The 17,551-nt window shown below is 70.8% G+C and carries 20 protein-coding genes and 2 pseudogenes; 6 read left to right on the top strand and 16 right to left on the bottom strand.

All coding sequences use genetic code 11. The features are described 5' to 3' along the window. Window positions 1–26: 26 nt before the first annotated feature. Window positions 27–1,347, top strand: a pseudogene (locus ACSHSS_RS12855) (cation:proton antiporter domain-containing protein). 6 nt (window positions 1,348–1,353) lie between these two features. Here the strand turns inward: ACSHSS_RS12855 and ligD are convergent. The 11 genes from ligD to ACSHSS_RS12910 form a co-directional block, all read right to left on the bottom strand. Further along, window positions 1,354–4,137 (bottom strand): DNA ligase D, encoded by a 2,784-nt coding sequence (gene ligD / locus ACSHSS_RS12860; protein WP_048994857.1) that lies wholly within the window; start codon window positions 4,135–4,137, stop codon window positions 1,354–1,356. Window positions 4,138–4,161: 24 nt separating this feature from the next. Then, complete coding sequence (gene ku, locus ACSHSS_RS12865; protein ID WP_006413412.1) at window positions 4,162–5,205, bottom strand: non-homologous end joining protein Ku; 1,044 nt, start codon at window positions 5,203–5,205, stop codon at window positions 4,162–4,164. Between the two features lie 185 nt (window positions 5,206–5,390). Continuing rightward, complete coding sequence (locus ACSHSS_RS12870) at window positions 5,391–5,777, bottom strand: DUF3022 domain-containing protein (RefSeq protein WP_006413624.1); 387 nt, start codon at window positions 5,775–5,777, stop codon at window positions 5,391–5,393. Continuing rightward, window positions 5,774–5,935, bottom strand: a complete 162-nt coding sequence (locus ACSHSS_RS12875; protein WP_006398937.1) for a DUF1328 domain-containing protein — start codon at window positions 5,933–5,935, stop codon at window positions 5,774–5,776. Before ACSHSS_RS12875 ends, ACSHSS_RS12870 begins: the two co-directional genes overlap by 4 nt. Window positions 5,936–5,981: 46 nt before the next feature. Continuing rightward, entirely contained in the window at window positions 5,982–6,170 is a 189-nt protein-coding gene (locus tag ACSHSS_RS12880) for a DUF3008 family protein (protein WP_012464947.1), read from the bottom strand. A 65-nt stretch (window positions 6,171–6,235) separates the two neighbouring features. After that, the gene (locus ACSHSS_RS12885; RefSeq protein WP_006413623.1) at window positions 6,236–7,663 is read right to left on the bottom strand and encodes an RNA polymerase factor sigma-54; all 1,428 of its coding nucleotides are present in this window, start codon (window positions 7,661–7,663) and stop codon (window positions 6,236–6,238) included. 191 nt (window positions 7,664–7,854) lie between these two features. Continuing rightward, on the bottom strand, window positions 7,855–8,364 hold the full coding sequence (locus ACSHSS_RS12890; protein ID WP_006413626.1) for a DUF892 family protein: 510 nt from the start codon (window positions 8,362–8,364) through the stop codon (window positions 7,855–7,857). Window positions 8,365–8,384: 20 nt separating this feature from the next. Further along, window positions 8,385–8,696, bottom strand: coding sequence for a hypothetical protein (locus ACSHSS_RS12895; protein ID WP_006413625.1), 312 nt, complete (start codon window positions 8,694–8,696; stop codon window positions 8,385–8,387). Window positions 8,697–8,740: 44 nt separating this feature from the next. Further along, window positions 8,741–9,052, bottom strand: a complete 312-nt coding sequence (locus ACSHSS_RS12900) for a hypothetical protein (RefSeq protein ID WP_006413627.1) — start codon at window positions 9,050–9,052, stop codon at window positions 8,741–8,743. Continuing rightward, entirely contained in the window at window positions 9,049–9,279 is a 231-nt protein-coding gene (locus ACSHSS_RS12905) for a hypothetical protein (protein ID WP_035956331.1), read from the bottom strand. Before ACSHSS_RS12905 ends, ACSHSS_RS12900 begins: the two co-directional genes overlap by 4 nt. Window positions 9,280–9,689: 410 nt before the next feature. Further along, a complete protein-coding gene (locus ACSHSS_RS12910; RefSeq protein ID WP_035957046.1) occupies window positions 9,690–9,995 on the bottom strand; it encodes a hypothetical protein in 306 nt (101 codons plus the stop codon). 170 nt (window positions 9,996–10,165) lie between these two features. Here ACSHSS_RS12910 and ACSHSS_RS12915 point away from each other — a divergent pair, with 170 nt between their 5' ends. The 3 genes from ACSHSS_RS12915 (at window position 10,166) to ACSHSS_RS12925 (ending at window position 11,386) form a co-directional block, all read left to right on the top strand. Beyond that, window positions 10,166–10,426, top strand: a complete 261-nt coding sequence (locus ACSHSS_RS12915) for a hypothetical protein (RefSeq protein ID WP_006412871.1) — start codon at window positions 10,166–10,168, stop codon at window positions 10,424–10,426. Window positions 10,427–10,479: 53 nt separating this feature from the next. After that, entirely contained in the window at window positions 10,480–10,911 is a 432-nt protein-coding gene (locus ACSHSS_RS12920) for a CBS domain-containing protein (protein ID WP_006398926.1), read from the top strand. 88 nt (window positions 10,912–10,999) lie between these two features. Beyond that, a complete protein-coding gene (locus ACSHSS_RS12925) occupies window positions 11,000–11,386 on the top strand; it encodes a PRC-barrel domain-containing protein (protein WP_217121532.1) in 387 nt (128 codons plus the stop codon). A gap of 102 nt (window positions 11,387–11,488) precedes the next feature. On the opposite strand, the gene ACSHSS_RS12930 is transcribed toward ACSHSS_RS12925, so the two are convergent. After that, window positions 11,489–12,010: a response regulator gene (locus tag ACSHSS_RS12930; RefSeq protein WP_006412872.1), complete on the bottom strand. Its 522-nt coding sequence runs from the start codon at window positions 12,008–12,010 to the stop codon at window positions 11,489–11,491. A gap of 198 nt (window positions 12,011–12,208) precedes the next feature. On the opposite strand from ACSHSS_RS12930, the gene ACSHSS_RS12935 reads away from it, so the two are divergent. Continuing rightward, the gene (locus ACSHSS_RS12935; protein ID WP_043280526.1) at window positions 12,209–12,868 is read left to right on the top strand and encodes a UdgX family uracil-DNA binding protein; all 660 of its coding nucleotides are present in this window, start codon (window positions 12,209–12,211) and stop codon (window positions 12,866–12,868) included. Next, the gene (locus tag ACSHSS_RS12940) at window positions 12,865–14,169 is read left to right on the top strand and encodes an Nramp family divalent metal transporter (protein WP_048995100.1); all 1,305 of its coding nucleotides are present in this window, start codon (window positions 12,865–12,867) and stop codon (window positions 14,167–14,169) included. Before ACSHSS_RS12935 ends, ACSHSS_RS12940 begins: the two co-directional genes overlap by 4 nt. A 42-nt stretch (window positions 14,170–14,211) precedes the next feature. Here ACSHSS_RS12940 and ACSHSS_RS12945 read toward each other — a convergent pair. From ACSHSS_RS12945 to ACSHSS_RS12960, 4 genes and pseudogenes are all read right to left on the bottom strand, one after another. Continuing rightward, window positions 14,212–15,354: pseudogene (locus tag ACSHSS_RS12945) on the bottom strand (alcohol dehydrogenase catalytic domain-containing protein); the annotation flags it as partial. Window positions 15,355–15,382: 28 nt separating this feature from the next. Beyond that, window positions 15,383–15,991, bottom strand: coding sequence for a DUF892 family protein (locus ACSHSS_RS12950; RefSeq protein WP_006414504.1), 609 nt, complete (start codon window positions 15,989–15,991; stop codon window positions 15,383–15,385). Window positions 15,992–16,048: 57 nt separating this feature from the next. Then, window positions 16,049–16,663 carry a DUF4142 domain-containing protein gene (locus ACSHSS_RS12955; protein WP_006414506.1) on the bottom strand — a complete coding sequence of 205 codons (615 nt, stop codon included), beginning with the start codon at window positions 16,661–16,663 and terminating at the stop codon, window positions 16,049–16,051. 26 nt (window positions 16,664–16,689) lie between these two features. Further along, the gene (locus ACSHSS_RS12960) at window positions 16,690–17,547 is read right to left on the bottom strand and encodes an SDR family oxidoreductase (RefSeq protein ID WP_006414507.1); all 858 of its coding nucleotides are present in this window, start codon (window positions 17,545–17,547) and stop codon (window positions 16,690–16,692) included. Window positions 17,548–17,551 lie beyond the last annotated feature (4 nt).

Consider the following 17,551-nt stretch of genomic DNA (forward strand, 5'->3'; position numbering starts at 1 on the left):
CTGCCTCCCGTTTCCGGACTGCACGCATGCATGAAACGCTGTGGTATCTGATCACCGGCGCGGTGCTGATGGGCATGGGCATCGCGACGTCGGCGCTGCGTCATCTGCCGTGCAGCACCGCGATGATCTATCTCGTGCTCGGCATCGCATTGGGCCCGGCGGGCGCCGGGCTGCTGCACGTCGACATCGAGCGCGACGCGGCGCTGCTGCGGATGATCGTCGAGATCGGGCTGCTCGTGTCGCTGTTCGCGATCGGGCTGCGGCTGCGCGTGCCGCTGTCCGATCCGCTGTGGCTCGTGCCGTGCCGGCTCGGGCTGCTCGCGATGATCGTCACCGTGCCGCTGCTCGCCGCCTGCGCGGTGTTCGCGCTCGGCATCGGCTGGGCGCCCGCGCTGCTGCTCGCGGCGATTCTCGCGCCGACCGATCCCGTGCTCGCGCACGACGTGCAGGTGCACGACCCCGGCGATCGCGACCTCGTGCGCTTCGCGCTGTCCGGCGAAGGCGGGATGAACGACGGAATCGCGCTGCCGTTCGCGCTCGCCGCGCTCGCGCTCTGCGGCGCGCCGGAAGCGACGCACGGCAGGGCACCGCTGTCGCTGTCGTTCGCGCTCGCGACCGCTTGGGGCATCGTCGGCGCAGCGGCGATCGGCGGCGGGCTCGGCTGGATCACGACGAAGACGATCGGCTGGCTGCGCATGCGCTACGCGCAGGCGCTCGGCTTCGAAGGCTTCTTCGCGCTCGCGCTGATCGTGCTGTCGTACGGCGCCGCGGAAGTCGCGCATGCGTTCGGCTTCATCGCGACGTTCGCGGCCGGCGTCGCGATGCGCCGCGTCGAGCATCGCGCGAGCGGCGACCGCGATCCGCGCGAAGTGATCGGCCAGGTCGACTCGGCCGACGTCGTCGCGACCGAAAAGGATCCGGACAAGGCCCATGCGTTCATGGCCGAATCGGTACTCGGCTTCACGATCGAACTCGAACGCATCGCCGAAGCGGTCGTGATGACGATGGTCGGCAGCGTGCTCGCGACGCTGCCGGGGCCCGCTCATCACGTGGCGCGCGCTCGCGCTGGCCGCGCTGCTATTCGTCGTCGTGCGGCCGCTCGCGGTGCGCCTCACGCTGGCCGGCTCGCGCGCGACGATCGCGCAGCGGCGGCTGATGGCCTGGTTCGGCATCCGCGGGATCGGCTCGTTCTACTACCTGCTGTTCGCGCTCGAGCACGGGCCGACCGATACCGTGCGCCCGCTTTCCGCGCCGGTGCTCGCGGTCGTCTCTGCATCGGTGGTCGCGCACGGCATTTCGGCGACGCCGTTGATGAACTGGTATCACCGCCGGCAGCGCCGGCATTGACGGCGCTCAGCGCGCGGCGAGGCGCGTGCGCATCGCGGCCGTGATGCGCTGCCGCGTGTCCGCGTACGCCTCCCACGGATCGCGCTCGAGCGCGTCGAGCCGTTCGTGCACGGTGTCGATCGTCCACTGCGCGCCGCCCGTCGTGGCCGGCACTTCGTCCCAGTCGATCGGCACCGACACGCCCATGCCCGGCCGCGCGCGCACCGAATACGCGGCGATCGTGCTCGCGCCGCGGCCGTTGCGCAGATAGTCGATGAAGATCTTGCCGCGCCGGTGACGCGGCCCCATCGTCGCCGTGAAGCGGTCGGGCAGCGCGCCCGCGATGTGCTGTGCGACCGCGCGCGAGAACTCCTTCATCTCGTCCCAGCCCGAATGCCGCGTGATCGGCACGACGACGTGCAGCCCCTTGCCGCCGCTCGTCTTGCAGAACGACACGAGGCCCAGCTCGTCGAGCAGCCCGCGCACGAGCTGCGCGGCCTCGATCATCGTGCGCCACGGCAGCGCCGGATCGGGATCGAGGTCGAACACGATGCGGTCCGGCCGCTCGATGTTCGACGTGTGCGCGTTCCACGTATGCAGTTCGATCGTCCCCATCTGCGCGGCGCCGATCAGCGCATCGACGCTGTCGATCGACAGCAGCGGACCGTGTCCGGGATCGAGCCCCGGATGCTGCGTGACGAACGGAATCTCGCGGCGCTCCGCATGCTTCTGGAAAAACAGCTCGCCGCCGATGTCCTGCGGCGCGCGCACGAGCGACACCGGGCGGCCCGCGAGATCGGGCAACGCCCACGGCGCGACGCGCTCCCAGTAGTGCGCGAGATCGATCTTGCGCGTGCCGCTCTCGCGATCGAGCACGCGCTCCGGATGCGTGATGCGGACCTGGCCGACCTGATCGGGCGCCGACTTGCCGCGTGCGGCGGGTGCGCGGTCCTGCGCGCGCTCTTGCGCGCCTTCACGCGTGTCGGCGGCGGCGCGGCCGCGCCGCGCGGATGAGCTCGTGCGCTCGTCCATCGTGTTCTCCGTGGTGGGGTGGCGCGCGACTTCCCTGACGATCTGCGACGCCGGCTTGTCCTCGCGCAGCGCCACGAACGCGGCCTGCCGCACGATGCCGTCGCCGGTCCATTCCGCGAATTCGCATTCGGCGACGAGCGTCGGCTCGACCCAGTGGACGCGCGTGCGCGACCACCCTTGCGGCGCCGGGTCGAACGGCGACGACGCGCGTTCGTGCTCGCGCAGCAGCGGCGCGAGCTTGTCGAGCATCCGCGTGTCGAAGCCGGTGCCGACGCGGCCGACGTAGCGCAGCGGCGACGCGCCGCGCGTGCGCTTGCCGTTCGGCGCCGGTTCGTGCACGCCGAGCAGCAGCGCGCCGAAGCCGTGGCGGCTGCCGGTCGGCTCCGTATAGCCGCCGATCACGAATTCCTGCCGGCGCCGGCATTTGAGCTTGATCCAGGCCGGCGAGCGTCCCGCGCGGTAACGCGCGTCCGCGCGCTTGCCGATCAGCCCCTCGAGGCCCGTGTCGCACGCATTCGCGATCAGTCCGGCCGCATCGCTGCCGAGATCCGGCGAAAAACGCAGCCGCGCCGGATCGGCGTCGTCGAACAGCGGTTCGAGCTGCGCGCGGCGTGCCGTCAGCGGCGCATCGCGCAGGTCATAACCGTTCAGATAGGGCAGATCGAACACGAACAGCGTGACCGCATCCGACTGCCCGGAACCGAGCGCGTTCTGCAGCAGCTGGAAATCGGGCAGCCCGTTCTCGCCGAGCACGACCGCTTCGCCGTCGAGCCATGCATCGTCGACGTCGAGCGCCGCGAGTGCGTCGCGCAGCGCGCGCAGCTTCGGCGTCCAGTCGCGGCCTTCGCGCGTCATCAGCGTCACGCGCCGCCGCGCGCCCTTGCCCGCGATACGCGCGAGCATCCGGTAGCCGTCGAACTTCAGTTCGTAGCGCCAGTCGCCGTGCGCGGGCGGCGCATCGACGAGCGTCGCGAGCTGCGGCGCGACGCGGTCTGGCAGCGGCGCGCGCACCGCGCCTTCGACGCGCGACAGCGCGGGCGGCCGTTTCGCTTTCGTCGCGCGGCCGCGCGGCGCGTCGGTGTCGGCGCCCGCCTCGGCGTCGGCCGCCTTGCCGGCCGCCTTCTCACCGCGTCGGCCCGCCCGCGCATGCCCGTTCGCCGCATGCCCGTTCGCCGCGCGCCCGCGCGTCGCGCCGTCATGCACGCTGCCGGGCTGCTGCGCGACGACGTCGTACGCATCGGTGCTGCGCGCGTCGTCGTCGCGTTCCTTGATCAGCAGCCACTGCTCCTGCCGCCCTTCCTGACGGCCGCTGCGCACGAGCGCCCAGCCGCCGTGCAGCTTCTCGCCGTCGAGCCGGAATTTCAGCTTGCCGGCGCGATAGCCCTCGCGCGCCTTCGCGATGCCGCCCTCCGGCGTCCACGTGCCCTCGTCCCAGACGATCACCGAGCCCGCGCCGTAATGGCCGGCCGGAATCTCGCCTTCGAACGACGCGTATTCGAGCGGATGATCCTCGACATGCACCGCGAGCCGCTTGACCGACGGATCGAAACTCGGCCCTTTCGGCACGGCCCACGACTTCAGCGTGCCGTCGAGTTCGAGCCGGAAATCGTAATGCAGGCGCCGCGCGTGATGCTCCTGGATCACGTAGCGCAGCGGATGACGGCCGCGCTCGGCCGGCTGCGCCTCGCCCGGCGCGCGGCGGCGGCCGCGCGTGCCTTCGGGTTCGGGGGTCGCGTCGAAATGACGTTTGCGGCGATACGGATCGAGCTTGCCGGCCATCGTGTCACCTCGCGTGTCGCGGCATCATGCCGCGCGCTTCTTGCTGCGCGCGGCGGTTTTTTTCGCGGCGGCGCTGCCGTCGCCGCGCTTGTCGCCGGGCTTGGCGGCCGAGGTGCGCTTCGCGGCCGTTTTCGTCGCCGTCTTGGCGCTCGTCTTCGCGGCGGTCTTCGCACCGCGCTTCGCGGCGGCCGGCGGGCGGCGGCCGCGCGGGCGCGTGTCGGCGTCCTCGTCGTGTTCGTCCTCGTTCGCGGCCGCGCGCTCCGAGCCGCGGCCGGCGCCGCGCAGGCTGCGCTTGAGCAGCTCGGTGAGGTCGACGACGTTCGACGGCACGTGGCCGCGATCGGCCGGACGTTCCTCGATTTCCTCGATCCGCCCTTCGCGCACCTTGCGCTCGACGAGTTCGAGGATGTCGTCGCGGAACGTGTCGTGATACTGCTCGGGCGTCCATTCGCCCGACATGTCGTCGATCAGCTTCTTCGCCATCGCGAGCTCGCGCGCGCTGACGCCCGCGCGCTTCGCATCCTCGACCGGCGTCGACAGCTCGTCGAGCCCGCGCAGTTCGTCCTGCCAGCGCAGCGTGTCGAGCGCGAGCAGCGGCCCGACCGGAATCAGCGCGCCGAGATGCTGCTTGTCGCGCATCACGACGAGCGCGATGCCGATCTTGCCGCTGTCCTTCAGCGCGTCGCGCAGCAGCGCGTAGACCTTTTCGCCCTTGCGGTCGGGCACTAGGTAGTACGGCGTGTCGAGATAGAGAAACGACACGGCCTCCTGATCGACGAACGTCAGGATGTCGACCGTCTGCGTCGATTCGGGATTGGCTGCGCGGATCTCGTCGTCGGTCAGCACGACGTAGCGCTCCTTCTCGTACTCGTAGCCGCGCACGATGTCGTCGCGCGACACTTCCTTGCCGGTGCGCTTGTTGATCTGCCGATAACCGACCGGGTCCATCGAGCGCTTGTCGAGCAGCCGGAACGACGGCTTCACGGTGCGCGTGGCCGGAAACAGCTGCACGGGCACGTGCACGAGCCCGAAGCTGATCGCGCCTTTCCAGATCATCCGTGCTGCCATGCTTTCCTCCTTGCGGGCAGCCGTGCACGCGCACGGCGTGCGGGGCGCGCGTCGCGGCGAGCCGCGTCAGCGTGCAGCCGTGGCGGCACGCCGCGCCGCGCGGGTACGCGGCACGCCGTGCGGCAGCCGCAGGCGACGCGCGCCGCTGCGCGCGAGCACGCATGGCGCGCGCCGTGACGGGCGCGTCACGGCCCGCGCAACGCGTCGCCGATGTCGGCGGCGCTCACGTCGAGCACCGCACTGCATTCGATCGCCGCATCCTCGACGCGCGGCTTGTTCTCGTCGATCGCGCGCCGCGCGAGATCGCACAGATAAGTGCGCACGCGCAGCCGCTCGGCGGTGTCGAGCGCGGCGTAGCGGGCGATCACGTCGGGTTCGAACCGCAGATCGACCGCACACCGCCACTCGCGCGCACTGGCCTCGACCGGCGCGCGCACCCACGACACCTGGATCGTCAACCGTCCCGACGCGTCGTCCGCGTGGACGACCACGGTCGACTGCGACGGAAAGCCGTTCGCGAGCGCATGCTCGATTTCGACGATGCGCTGCGAACGGTCGGACGCTGCCGTCATCGGCGTACGACGCCCAAGAGCAGCGTGACCAGGAAGATCACGACGAAGATGTAGAACAGGATCTTCGCGATCTCGGCCGCGCCGGCAGCGATGCCGCCGAAGCCGAAGACGGCTGCAATGATCGCGATGACGAAGAAGATGAGTGCGTATCGAAGCATGGATTCCTCCTGGGGAACAGCGACCGTCGACGCTCATCGTCGTCGATCAAGAATCGTGCTTGTGCCTGGGTTTGCCGTGGGTCGGCGTCGAGGCCATTTTCTCGAGCTCTTTCTCGCTCATCGATTTGGCCATCGACTTCGACGGCGGTTTCAGGTCCTGCATTTTCGTGCGGCCGCGCTTGGCCGACAGGGCCGCCCCTGCCGCGCGCTGCTGGGCCTGGGATTTCGCTGGCATGGTTCGCTCCGTGGGTTCGCGCGCGCCGCCGCAGCGGCGCGCGATCGGTTCGGCCGCACGCGTCGTCATGCGGCGTCGCGGCGGCGCAGCTCGGCCGGCGGAATCTTCATCGCCTGCCGATACTTGGTTACCGTACGGCGCGCAAGAAGGATGCCGCGGCCGGCGAGGTTCTGCGTCAGCGCGACGTCCGACAGCGGATCGGTGTGCCGTTCCGCGGCGATCATGTCGCGAATCAGCACCTTCGCGGCCGATGCCGAGCAGACGCCGCGGCCCGCCGCCTCCAGCTTGCGCGGGAAGAAATGCTTGAACTCGAACGTGCCGTGCGGCGTCGCCATGTACTTGTTGCCGGTCGCGCGCGACACGGTCGATTCGTGCAGGTCGAGCTCCTCGGCGATGTCGCGCAGCACGAGCGGCTTCATCGCGATCTCGCCGTAGCGGAAGAAGTCGCGCTGCCGCGCGACGATGCATTCGCCGACACGCTGGATCGTGTCGAAGCGCTTCTGCACGTTGCGGATCAGCCAGCGCGCTTCCTGCAGCTGCTGGCCGAGCGGCGAGTCGCGCTCGCCGCTCGACTGCGCGAACAGCGTCGCATAGCGCTCGTGCAGCCGCGCGCGCGGCAGCACGGCCGGGTTGATCGTCACGACCCACTCGTCGCGCACCTGGCGCACGATCACGTCGGGCACGACGTAGTCGCCGCGCGTGCTGCCGTAGTGGTTGCCGGGACGCGGGTCGAGCCCGCGCACGAGCGCGCACGCGGCCTGCAGCGTCTGCTGGTTGCAGCCGATGCGCCGCTGGATCTCGGCGGTCTCGCGGCGGGCAAGGCGTTCGAGATGTTCGCGCGCGATCGCCTTCGCTTCGGGCAGCGCCGGCGTGCCGGCCGGAATCGCGTCGAGCTGCAGCAGCAGGCACTCCGACAGCGAGCGCGCGGCGATGCCGGGCCGGTCGAGCATCTGCACGAGCCGCAGCGCGACCGACAGATCGCGCTCGGACAGCAGCAGCGCCGGATCGGCCGCACCGAGCAGGTCGCCGAGCTCCTGACGCAGGTAGCCGTCGTCGTCGAGCGCGTCGATCACGAGGCGCGCCGCTTCGCGATCGCGCCGGTTCAGCGGATAGAGCCGCAGCGCCTCGTGCAGGTGCTGATGCAGCGACGGCTCGGCGGCCATCCATTCGCCGGGCGACAGATCGCCGCCGTCTTCGCCCTGTCGGCTGCCGCCGCGCGGCGCGGGCGCAGCCGTGTACGACAGCTCGCCGTCGACCGGGCGCACCTCGTCGCGCTCGGGCGCGGCCTCCGGCGCGGCGGCTTCGGCCGCCGGGTCCGACGCGGCGACCTCGTCGTCGCCCTGGCCGTCTTCAAGAAAAGGGTTCGTGTCGAGCGCCTGCCGCAATTCCTGCTGGAATTCGAGCGAAGACAACTGCAGCAGGCGCAGCGACTGCTGGAGCCTCGGCGTAAGTGCCAGATGCTGTCGCATCTGGAGCGCAAGCGTGACGGACATCTGCGGTCCTCCTGAATGGGTTCGCGAAAGTCGTATGCCGGACTTATGCAGCTTCCATGCCAGTCCCGCAGACGCCCGCCGGACGGCGCTTCGGCGCGTACGCACCCTATTTTTCAGCGCTTCCGCACCCGCTTTTTTACAAGCGGGCGGCAAGTTTGGCGGCGCAATTCGCGTGCGCGCGCCGCGCTTCGCTAGCGTTTCGCGTCGATCCGGTCGACGGCCGAGCGGTCGAGAAACGCGGTCGTCACGTCCGGCAGCTCGCGCAGCAGCCACGCGGCCATGTCGCGCTCCTGCTGCAGCAGCCGCTCGCAGCACGCGTGGATCTCGGCCTCGCCGGCCGCGCGCGCGGCCGCGACGAGCACCGTGTAGGCGGCGATCTCGACCTGCGCGAACGCATACGCGGCCATCGTCGCCTTCACGACTTCGTCGCCCGCCAGCATGACGGTCGCGACCTGCCCGTACGCGCCGATGCGCGCGCCGAGATCCTTGATCGCCGACGGCATCGTGCCGAGCCGCTGCAGGCACGCTTCGACGAGCGCCTGCTGGCCGAGCGTGTCGTCGAGATGCTGTCGCAGCCGGTCCTGCAGCAGCGGGTAGTGGCCGACGCGACGCGCGTGCGCGTCGAGCAGCGCTTGCGCGTGACGCTCCATCGCATACGCGTCGCGCAGCCAGTCCTCGAGGTGGGTGTGCGGCGTCGCCATCCGTTGCTCCGTCGCGCGGGTCAGTACTGCATCGGCGGCGGCGTGCCGGGCATCGGCCGCGTGTTGGTCGGCGCACCGCCGACGTTCGGATCGGGCACGTCGGTCGGCGTGCCGGTCGAGCGCTGCGGCATCGTGTTGCCCGGCGACGGACGCGTGTCGTAGCGCGTGTTCGCGTCCGGCATCGTCTCGGTCGGCGGCGACGCGTTGCCGCCCTGATGGGGCGGCGGCGGCGCGCCCGTCGTGCCATACGGGTTCGGTTGCGTGCAGGCGCTCATCACGCATGCAGCGGCCGCCGCGCAGAAGGCGGCCGACAGCGAATGGATCGATTTCATCGAGACCTCCATGCAAGGGGGCCCGGCGTGCGACGCGCGCACGCTCAGAGCCGGTTGAAATGAAAGTCGGCCGCGTACGCAGTCGGCCCGCGCCGCGCCATCATCGTGTCGAACTCGGCGGCCATCCGCGCAAGCGCGCCGCGTTGCCGCGCGATGTCGGCCTGCTCGAGCGCCGCGAACGCGTCCGCGTCGAACGTGACGGTCAGCGACGCCGGATGCCCGTCGACGCGAAAGCCGATATGGAGCGCGCCGGCCGGCTGCTCCTCGACGTGGAACGGCATCGCGCGCGCTTCGAAATGGCGACCGAGCGTCTCGGCGATGTCGCGCAACATGCCCTGCTTCACACGGATGCTCATCGTGCGTGCTCCTGCCGCGCGGGCGGCGTTGCCGCGTGCGCCGGCGGCACGGGCGCCGGCGGCTCGCGCTCGGGCGGCCGGTGTTCGGGCGGATCGCCTTCGGGGTCGTGGTACGGCTGCGGCACGTCGGGCGGCAGTTCCGGTGCCGGCGGCGGCACCGGCTCGGGCTCGGTATCGGGCATCGGCGGATCAGGCCGATGCAGCGAGTGTGCAAGGTCCTCGTTCATGGGTGCTCCGTGACGGTCGGGTCGCGAACGATGTCGGTCGCGGTGGCGTCGCCGTCCGGGGCCGCAAGCCGCGTTCCGTCCGCCGTGCGGCAGGCGCGGCGCGAGCGGCCGCGTCCGTGCGAGGCGCTGCGCGCCACCGTGACTTCGCTACACCGCGCGCTGCAAATCTTTCATGCGAGCGATGCGCGCGGCGATGGCGTGCGGACGGGGCAGACGCGCGCGCTTGCGCGCACCACGCGACGGCGCGCGCAAGCGCGCGCGGCATGCGCGTATCACGCGGCACATCGCATCCCGTGCATGCGCGTAGCGACGACGCGCACGCCGCGCACGCGCACGCGCACGATGCGCGATACGCGAGTCGCGCGACAGGCGCAGCCGCTCTGCACCGCGTACGACGAGCGAGACCATCGCTACGTGTCGTACGCGGCCATCACGAGCCACAGATTGCGGCCCTCGTCTTCCACGCGCGCGGCGAGCGCGTACGGATCGCCCGGCTCGCACGCGCGCTGCAGCGCGAAGCGCGCAGGCTCGGTCGCGCCGAACGTCTCGTCGCCGAGCGGCCGCACGTCGGCCTTGCCTTCGAACATGCGGCGCTCGGGCCGGTAGATCAGCGGCTCCTGCTTCCACGCGGTGAAGTGGTGCTTCACCGAATCGAATCCGCCGCCGCACACGTTGACCTCGTAGCGCACGCGCGGCTGTCGTTTGATCGGAATCATCGTCGTGCCTCCCGCTCGACTCTCGCGCTGCCTGCCCGGCAGCGCGTCGCGCGCCGGCGCGCGTCCGGCGCCGGCGCAGTTGTATTGCGCACGGCAAGCCGCGTGCCGCGGCACCACTACGGGAACGTGCATTGCGCGCTTCTTGCGCGTCATCGACACGGAGACTTGCCATGAACGATACGACCCGATCCGAAGAGCGCACGCCGTCGTCCGGGCAGCAGCCGGACCCGACGCCGCCGCTGAAGGATCGCGACAGCGCGCGCACGCGCCATTCGGAGCGCCACATCGACAAGTCGCTCGAAGACACGTTTCCCGCGAGCGACGCGCCGTCGACGGGCGGCGTCACGCGGATCGAGCCCGACACGCCGCCGGGCACGCACGACGACGGGCCGTGGCAGGAAAAGCGCGAGCAGGACGAGGGCGGACGCTGAGCGGCACGCCCGTTGCGAGAACGACGGGCCGAACCCGAAGGAGGAACGACTACATGCATCGCGTCAACGAAATCATGTCGCAGGACGTCGTGCGCATCGCGCCGACCGACTCGATTCGCCACGCCGCGGAACTGATGGCGCGCTACGACATCGGCGCGCTGCCCGTGTGCGACAACAACCGGCTGGTCGGGATGGTCACCGACCGCGATCTCGCGGTGCGCGCGGTATCGGCCGGCAAGCCGCCCGACACGCGCGTCCACGAAGTGGCGTCCGGGCCGATCGAATGGTGTTTCGACGACGATTCGCTCGACGAGATCCAGCACTACATGGCGGATGCGCAGTTGCGCCGTCTGCCGGTCGTCGATCACGACAAGCGGCTCGTCGGGATGCTCTCGCTCGCCGACATCGCGACGCGCACGGCCGGCCCGTCGCGCGACGCGCTCGCGAACACGCTGGAAGGCGTGTCGCAGCCGAAGCAGGCGTGACGGACACGGTGTCCGTTCGCGTCATTACCCCGAACGCGCGGCCCGCGCCCGATCCGGCCGGCCGCGCCCACGCAGCAGGAGGACAATCATGCAGACTCCCGATCAAGGACAGACCCGCATCGTCGGCAAGATCAAGGACATCATGCTGGACGTGCGCTCGGGCCGCGTCGCGTATGCGGTGCTGTCGAGCGGCGGCCTGCTCGGCATCGGCGACAAGCTGCTCGCGATTCCGTGGAGCGCGCTGACGCTCGACACGGAACGCAAGTGCTTCCTGTTGTCGGTATCGTCCGAGCGGATCCGCAACGCGCCGGGCTTCGACAAGGACCACTGGCCCGCGATGGCCGACCCGCAATGGGCGGGGCCGCTGCACGAGTACTACGGCAGCACGCCGTACTGGAGCGCGGGCGACGAATTGGGCCTCACCGATCCGACCGAAGACCTGAACGATCCGCGCGCGCGCGACGGCCGGCTGTAATCGCGACGTGTCGCCGGCAACGGCGACGCGGTCCGCGCCCCGCCTTCGGCGGGGTTTTTTTATGCGCGGGCCTTTATATGCGCCGCGCGCCGTCACGCGTTTTTACAAGCCGCGTGTAACGGATCCGTCCGCGCCGTCGAACCCGTCCGCGCGCTCGGCGCCGTCCGCGCGCTGCGCGGCGCGCGCGCCGCATGCGGCTTCCAGGTAACGCAGCAACGGATGCGGCGTCAGCGGCTTCGCGCAATGCGCGTCGAAGCCCGCCTCGCGCGCGCGCTCGCGATCGACCGGCGACGCGAACGCGCTGCAGGCGACGAGCAGCATGTCGGCCGTGCGCGGGTCGCCGCGCAGCCGCCGCGCGAGCTGCAGCCCGTCGAGCCCCGGCATCGCGATGTCGAGCACGATCGCGAACGGCTGCCAGTCGCGCGCGACGTCGCACACCGCGAACGGATCGTCGACGACGCGGCACTCGAAGCCGCGGGCATCGAGCAGCAGTTGCAGCGCGTCGGCCGCGTCGCGGTAGTCGTCGACCACCAGCACGCGGCGCGGGCGGCGCGGCACGCTGTCGGGGGCGCGCCACAGCAGCACGTCGTCGGCGGCCGGATCGTCGCCGGGGGCAATAGGCATGGCTCTTCTCCTGTGATCGAATGCCGCCCGCCACGCAAGGCGCGCGCCCATATTGAACGGCGGTGGCATGCGGGTTGCTGTGTGCTTTCGTATTCATCGAAAACGGGAGCCGTCGATGCGAGCGATCGAGTCCTTGTCGTCGGCCGGCACGCGGTGCGCGCACGCGCGCCGTGCGCCGGCATGCGGAGCGCATGCGCGATGACGCGCGCCTCGTCCGCATCCGGCGCCGACGACACGCCGGACGATCAGAAGCCCGCGACGCTCGACGCATGCCGGCGCTGCGGGCTGTGGGAACACGCGACGCAGCCGGTGCCCGGCACCGGCCCGCGGCACGCGTCGATCGTGCTGGTCGGCGAGCAGCCGGGCGACCAGGAAGACCGCACGGGCGTGCCGTTCGTCGGCGCAGCCGGCCACGTGCTCGACCGCGCGCTCGACGCGGCCGGCATCGATCGCCGCTCCGTCTATCTGACCAACGCCGTCAAGCACTTCAAGTGGGAACCGCGCGGCAAGCGGCGGCTGCACAAGACGCCCGCGCAGCGCGAGATCACCGCGTGCCGCTACTGGCTCGACCGCGAACTCGAGAGCGTGCATCCGCGCGTGATCGTCGCGCTCGGCGGCACCGCGCTGCGCGCCGTGCTGCAGGACAACGACGCGACGCTGCAGCGCACGCCGACACCGACGCGCACCGCGCAGGGCTATCTCGTCGTCGCGACCTACCACCCGTCGTACGTGCTGCGCACGCGCGGCGCCGATTCGCGCGAGCAGGCGTACCAGACGCTCGTCGATGCGCTGCGCACCGCGTCGAAGCTCGCGCGCGACGACGGCAACCCGCACGCGGGCGGCGGAGACGCCGAATGAGCAGCGCGCGACGCGACGCGCCGCCCGCCGACGACCCCGCCAAGCCCGCCCCGCAGCCGTGGTACCGGCGGCTCGGACCGGGGCTGCTGGCCGGCGCGTCCGACGCGGACCCGAGCAACGTCGCGGTCTACGCGCAGGCCGGCAGCCAGGTCGGCTTCAACATGCTGTGGATGATCGTCGTCACGCTGCCGATGATGGTCGCCGTGCAGATCGCCTCCGCGTGCATCGGCCGCAGCAATCGCGAAGGGCTGATCGCGGGCATCCGCCAGCACTATTCGGCACGCATGGCGAAGGCGCTGATCGCGCTCGTCGTGATCGTCAACGTCGTGAACGTCGGCGCCGACCTCGCCGCGATGGGCGACGCGACCGCGCTCGTCGTCGGCGGACGCAGCTACTGGTTCGCGCCCGTCTACGGCATCGTCTCGCTCGCGCTGCAGGTGACGATGTCGTACGAGCGTTACGCGCGCTGGCTGAAGTGGCTCACGTTCGCGCTGCTCGCCTACGTGGTCGAGCTCGCCTTCGTGCACGTCGACTGGCCGCACGCGCTGCATGCGCTCGTGCTGCCGCAGATCGCCTTCTCGCACGCGTACGCGACGACCGCCGTCGCGGTGCTCGGCACGACGCTGAGCCCGTATCTGTTCGTCTGGCAGGCCGCGCTGGAAGTCGAGGAAGCGCAGGCGGCGCAGCGCAACGGCGCAAGCGTGCGCGACACCGCGCTCTGCGACCGGCAGGCGCAGCGGATCCGCGTCGATACGTGGGCCGGGATGGTCGTGACGAACGCGGTGTCGTTCTGCATCATGGTCGTCGGCGCGGCCGTGTTCTATGCGCGCGGCCAGCACGACATCGCGAGCACCGCGCAGGCCGCCGAAGCGTTGCGGCCGATCGCCGGCGAAGCCGCGTTTCTCGTGTTCGCGTTCGGCATCGTCGGCTGCGGGCTGCTCGCGATTCCCGCGTTCGCGGGCAGCGCCGCATACGGCTGCGCAGAAGCCTGGCGCTTCCGCGAAGGACTCAACGAGCCCGTGCGGCGCGCGCCCGCGTTCTATACGGTGCTCGCGCTTTGCGTCGTCGTCGGCATCGCGATCTGCTTCAGCCCGATCGATCCGATCCGCGCGCTGTACTGGAGCGCGGTGCTCAACGGCGTCGCCGCGGTGCCGATGCTCGTGATGGTGATGCTGCTGTCCGCGCGGCGCGGCGTCGACGGGCGGCCGGGCACCGGCGTCGCGTCGAAATGCTTCGGCTGGCTCGCGGTCGCGCTGATGGCGGCCGCCGTCGTCACGATGATCGTCGATATGGTGACGTAATGGGGCACGTCGTGCGCAGCGGCGCGAACGCCGTGTACGCGCGCCGGCGCGGCGCGTGCGGCTCAGCTCGTAGAGCGCGGGCCCGTCCGCGAGCCGTGCACGGTGCGTGACGACGAACGACGGATCGAGCTGGCCGTCGGCGATGCGCTCGAGCAGTTCGTCGCTCCAGCGCGGCACGTGCGTCTGCGCCGCGCGCAGCGTCAGTCCCTTGTTGACGATCGCACCGACCGGCACGTTGTCGACGAGCCCGCCGTACAGCCCCGCGATCGATACGATCCCGCCCGGCCGGCACGCATAGATCGCTTCGCGCAGCACGTGCGGCGGGTCGACGCCGGGCGCCGGCGTTTCCTTGAAGCGGTCGAGCGGCGCATCGACCGCATCGATCGCGTGCGCGTGGAGGCCGACCGCGTCGATGCACTTGTCGGGCCCCTTGCCGCGCGTGTGTTTGGCCAGCGTGTCGGCCACGCTGAGCTTGGTGAAATCGAGCGGCGTCGCACCGAGCGTGCGCGCGCATTCGAGCCGGGCCGGCACGCAGTCGATCGCGATCACCTCGCGCGCGCCGAGCAGGCGCGCGGCCAGCGCGGCGAACAGGCCGACCGCGCCGGCGCCCCACACCGCGACGACGTCGTTCGGCTGGATCGCGCACTGCGCGGCCGCCTGCCAGCCGGCCGGCAGCGTGTCGCCGAGCGGCAGCGCGCGCTCGTCGTCGAGCTCGTCGGGCAGCCGGATCGGCGCGACGTCGGCGAACGGCACGCGCACGTATTCGGCGTGGCCGCCCGCATAGCCGCCGGCGAGATGACCGCCGCCGAGCAGGCCGCCCGTGCCCTGCCCGTACACGCGCTCGACGAACGCGCGGTTCGGGTTCGACGCTTCGCAGACCGAGTAATTGCCGTGCCGGCACTGCTCGCATTCGCCGCAGGCGACGACGAACGGCACGACGACGCGATCGCCGACCTGCAGATGGCGGTTCTCGCGTCCGACCTCGACGACTTCGCCGACGAATTCGCGGCCGAGAATCGCGCCGTCCTTCAGCCCCGGCAGCGCCGCGTCGTACAGATGCAGATCGGCGCCGCCGATCGCGCAGCGCCGCACCTTGACGATCGCGTCGCGCGGGTGCTCGATCGCCGGATCGGGCACCCGCTCGTAGCGCACGGTGCGTTTGCCGTGCCAGCACAAGGCCATCATCGGCGTTCTCCCCGTGGCCGGCGACGCGTTACATCATCTTGCCGCGCGAGCGCTCGGCGCGCGCCGCTTCGGCAGCCGACTCGACCTTCTTGACCTCTTCCGGCGGCGGCAGCACGGCCTTGAAGCCCATCGACTGGATCCACATCTCGCGCGCCCAGCCGCGCGTGTGGTACAGGTGATGATCCTCGTCTGGCTCGACCTCGTCGTGCGCTTCCTTCAGCACCTTCGCGGCATCGCCCGAAAGCTGGTCGGCCGCATAGCCGATCAGTTCCCAGTTCAGGTGATCCTTCGTCTCGGCGAGCACCACGCATTCGGCCGCGACGACCTGCGCGACGGCCGGCTCGGCCTGCTTCTTCGCGTGCTCGATCACCTGCACGAGCGACTTGCCGGTGGCGGCGACGGCCGCGCGGCCCGGCGTCTTCGTATCCGGGTCGAGACCGAGCGCGTCGAACACCTTGCGCAGCACTTCCTGGTGATGCTGCGTCTCGCGATGGTACTTCTCCCATTCCTTGTGCAGATCCTCGTCCACCGCGCACTGCAGCGCCGCCTGATACACCTTCTCGCCGCCAAGCTCGGTCTCGTAAGCCTGACACAGCAGTTCCAGAATACCTTCGTGTTTCGCTTGCCGTTGGGCCATGACTGCCTCCGAAAAATCGGGCCGCACGCGCGGCCCTGCGGTTGAACCGGACGCGCGTTACTGCGCGCCCACCTTGCGCTGCAGCGCCTCCGCCATGCTCAGGTGATGCTTGAGCGTCGGCAGCGTCGATTTCGCGAACGCGCGCAGATCGGCATCCTTGCCGTCGCGCGCCTCGCCCTCGAACAGCGCGATCGTCTTGCGGTGTGCATCGGGGCCCGCGGCCGCGACGTACGCGACGTCGAAGTCGTGGCCCTGCTTGCCGCGCAGCGCCTCGACGTCGGGGTCGGCGATCTGCTCGGCCTGCGGCTTGATGCCCTTGCGCGCGGCGAGCTTCGTCAGCTGCGCGTTCGCCTTGCTGTGGTCGGCGACCATCCGTTTCGCGAACGCGCGCACGTCGGCCGACTTCGCCTGCTTCAGCGCGAGCTGGCTTGCCTGCACCTCGGTCTTGCCGCCGAGCGCCGCCTTGTCGACGAACTCGGCGTCGGCGCCCTGCGGCGACTTCGCGATGCCGCTGTCGGCAGCGGCCGCGCCCGACGACGGGTTCACGACGCCGCCCGGCACGTGCGAATTCGATGCCGGCGGCTCGCTCGGCATCTGTGCGTGCGCGGCCGTCGACAGACCGAGCACGCCCGCGGCGGCGAGTGCCGCGATCGTCCAGTTGTGGGTTCTCATTCGGTTCCTCCTTGCGTGAGGCGGCGTCAGCCGCCGACGATCGAGCCGCCGTTCGGGTGCAGCGTCTGCCCCGTCATGTAGCTCGCGCCTTCCGATGCGAGCAGCACGTAACAGCCGATCAGTTCGTCCGGCTGCCCCGGCCGCTTCAGCGGCACGTTCGAGCCGAATTTCGCGACCTGCTCGGCCGTGAATGTCGACGGAATCAGCGGCGTCCAGATCGGTCCCGGCGCGACCGCGTTCACGCGGATGTCGCGCTCGGCGAGCTCGATCGACAACGAGCGCGTAAACGCGACGATCGCGCCCTTCGTCGCCGAATAGTCGGGCAGCTTCGGGCTGCCGTGATAGGCCGTCACCGATGCCGTGTTGATGATCCGCGCGCCGGGCTGCATGTGCTTGAGCGCGGCCTGCGTGCAGAAGAACATGCCGTACACGTTGGTGCGGAACGTGCGTTCGAGCTGTTCTTCGCTGACCTCCTCGACGCTCGGCTGCGGATGCTGTTCGCCCGCGTTGTTGACGAGCACGTCGAGCCGGCCGAGCCGCTCGACCGTGCGCGCGACCGCGTCGAACGCCTGCTGCCGGTCGCCGACGTCGCAGGCGATCGCCTCGCAGCGCCGCCCGGCCTGCTCGATCAGCCGCTTCGTATGCGCCGCATCGTCGGACTCCTTCAGGTAGACGATCGCGACGTCCGCCCCTTCCTTCGCGAAACCGATTGCCACCGCGCGGCCGATCCCGCTGTCGCCGCCGGTGACGAGCGCGACCTTGCCCGCGAGCTTGCCGCTGCCGACGTAATCGGCGGCTTCGTCGCGCGGCTTCGGATTCATCTCGCGCTCGGTGCCCGGTTGCTGCGTCTGCTTCTGCGGCGGCGGCGTCTGTGCCGTGGTCATGGGG

The sequence above is a fragment of the Burkholderia sp. BC1 genome (assembly GCF_052683555.1).

Bases quoted from the DNA above. Each gene is read 5' to 3' on its own strand.
- ligD (WP_048994857.1), bottom strand. From the start codon at position 4,137: ATGGCCGGCAAGCTCGATCCGTATCGCCGCAAACGTCATTTCGACGCG.
- ku (WP_006413412.1), bottom strand. From the start codon at position 5,205: ATGGCAGCACGGATGATCTGGAAAGGCGCGATCAGCTTCGGGCTCGTG.
- ACSHSS_RS12870 (WP_006413624.1), bottom strand. From the start codon at position 5,777: ATGACGGCAGCGTCCGACCGTTCGCAGCGCATCGTCGAAATCGAGCAT.
- ACSHSS_RS12875 (WP_006398937.1), bottom strand. From the start codon at position 5,935: ATGCTTCGATACGCACTCATCTTCTTCGTCATCGCGATCATTGCAGCC.
- ACSHSS_RS12880 (WP_012464947.1), bottom strand. From the start codon at position 6,170: ATGCCAGCGAAATCCCAGGCCCAGCAGCGCGCGGCAGGGGCGGCCCTG.
- ACSHSS_RS12885 (WP_006413623.1), bottom strand. From the start codon at position 7,663: ATGTCCGTCACGCTTGCGCTCCAGATGCGACAGCATCTGGCACTTACG.
- ACSHSS_RS12890 (WP_006413626.1), bottom strand. From the start codon at position 8,364: ATGGCGACGCCGCACACCCACCTCGAGGACTGGCTGCGCGACGCGTAT.
- ACSHSS_RS12895 (WP_006413625.1), bottom strand. From the start codon at position 8,696: ATGAAATCGATCCATTCGCTGTCGGCCGCCTTCTGCGCGGCGGCCGCT.
- ACSHSS_RS12900 (WP_006413627.1), bottom strand. From the start codon at position 9,052: ATGAGCATCCGTGTGAAGCAGGGCATGTTGCGCGACATCGCCGAGACG.
- ACSHSS_RS12905 (WP_035956331.1), bottom strand. From the start codon at position 9,279: ATGAACGAGGACCTTGCACACTCGCTGCATCGGCCTGATCCGCCGATG.
- ACSHSS_RS12910 (WP_035957046.1), bottom strand. From the start codon at position 9,995: ATGATTCCGATCAAACGACAGCCGCGCGTGCGCTACGAGGTCAACGTG.
- ACSHSS_RS12915 (WP_006412871.1), top strand. From the start codon at position 10,166: ATGAACGATACGACCCGATCCGAAGAGCGCACGCCGTCGTCCGGGCAG.
- ACSHSS_RS12920 (WP_006398926.1), top strand. From the start codon at position 10,480: ATGCATCGCGTCAACGAAATCATGTCGCAGGACGTCGTGCGCATCGCG.
- ACSHSS_RS12925 (WP_217121532.1), top strand. From the start codon at position 11,000: ATGCAGACTCCCGATCAAGGACAGACCCGCATCGTCGGCAAGATCAAG.
- ACSHSS_RS12930 (WP_006412872.1), bottom strand. From the start codon at position 12,010: ATGCCTATTGCCCCCGGCGACGATCCGGCCGCCGACGACGTGCTGCTG.
- ACSHSS_RS12935 (WP_043280526.1), top strand. From the start codon at position 12,209: ATGACGCGCGCCTCGTCCGCATCCGGCGCCGACGACACGCCGGACGAT.
- ACSHSS_RS12940 (WP_048995100.1), top strand. From the start codon at position 12,865: ATGAGCAGCGCGCGACGCGACGCGCCGCCCGCCGACGACCCCGCCAAG.
- ACSHSS_RS12950 (WP_006414504.1), bottom strand. From the start codon at position 15,991: ATGGCCCAACGGCAAGCGAAACACGAAGGTATTCTGGAACTGCTGTGT.
- ACSHSS_RS12955 (WP_006414506.1), bottom strand. From the start codon at position 16,663: ATGAGAACCCACAACTGGACGATCGCGGCACTCGCCGCCGCGGGCGTG.
- ACSHSS_RS12960 (WP_006414507.1), bottom strand. From the start codon at position 17,547: ATGACCACGGCACAGACGCCGCCGCCGCAGAAGCAGACGCAGCAACCG.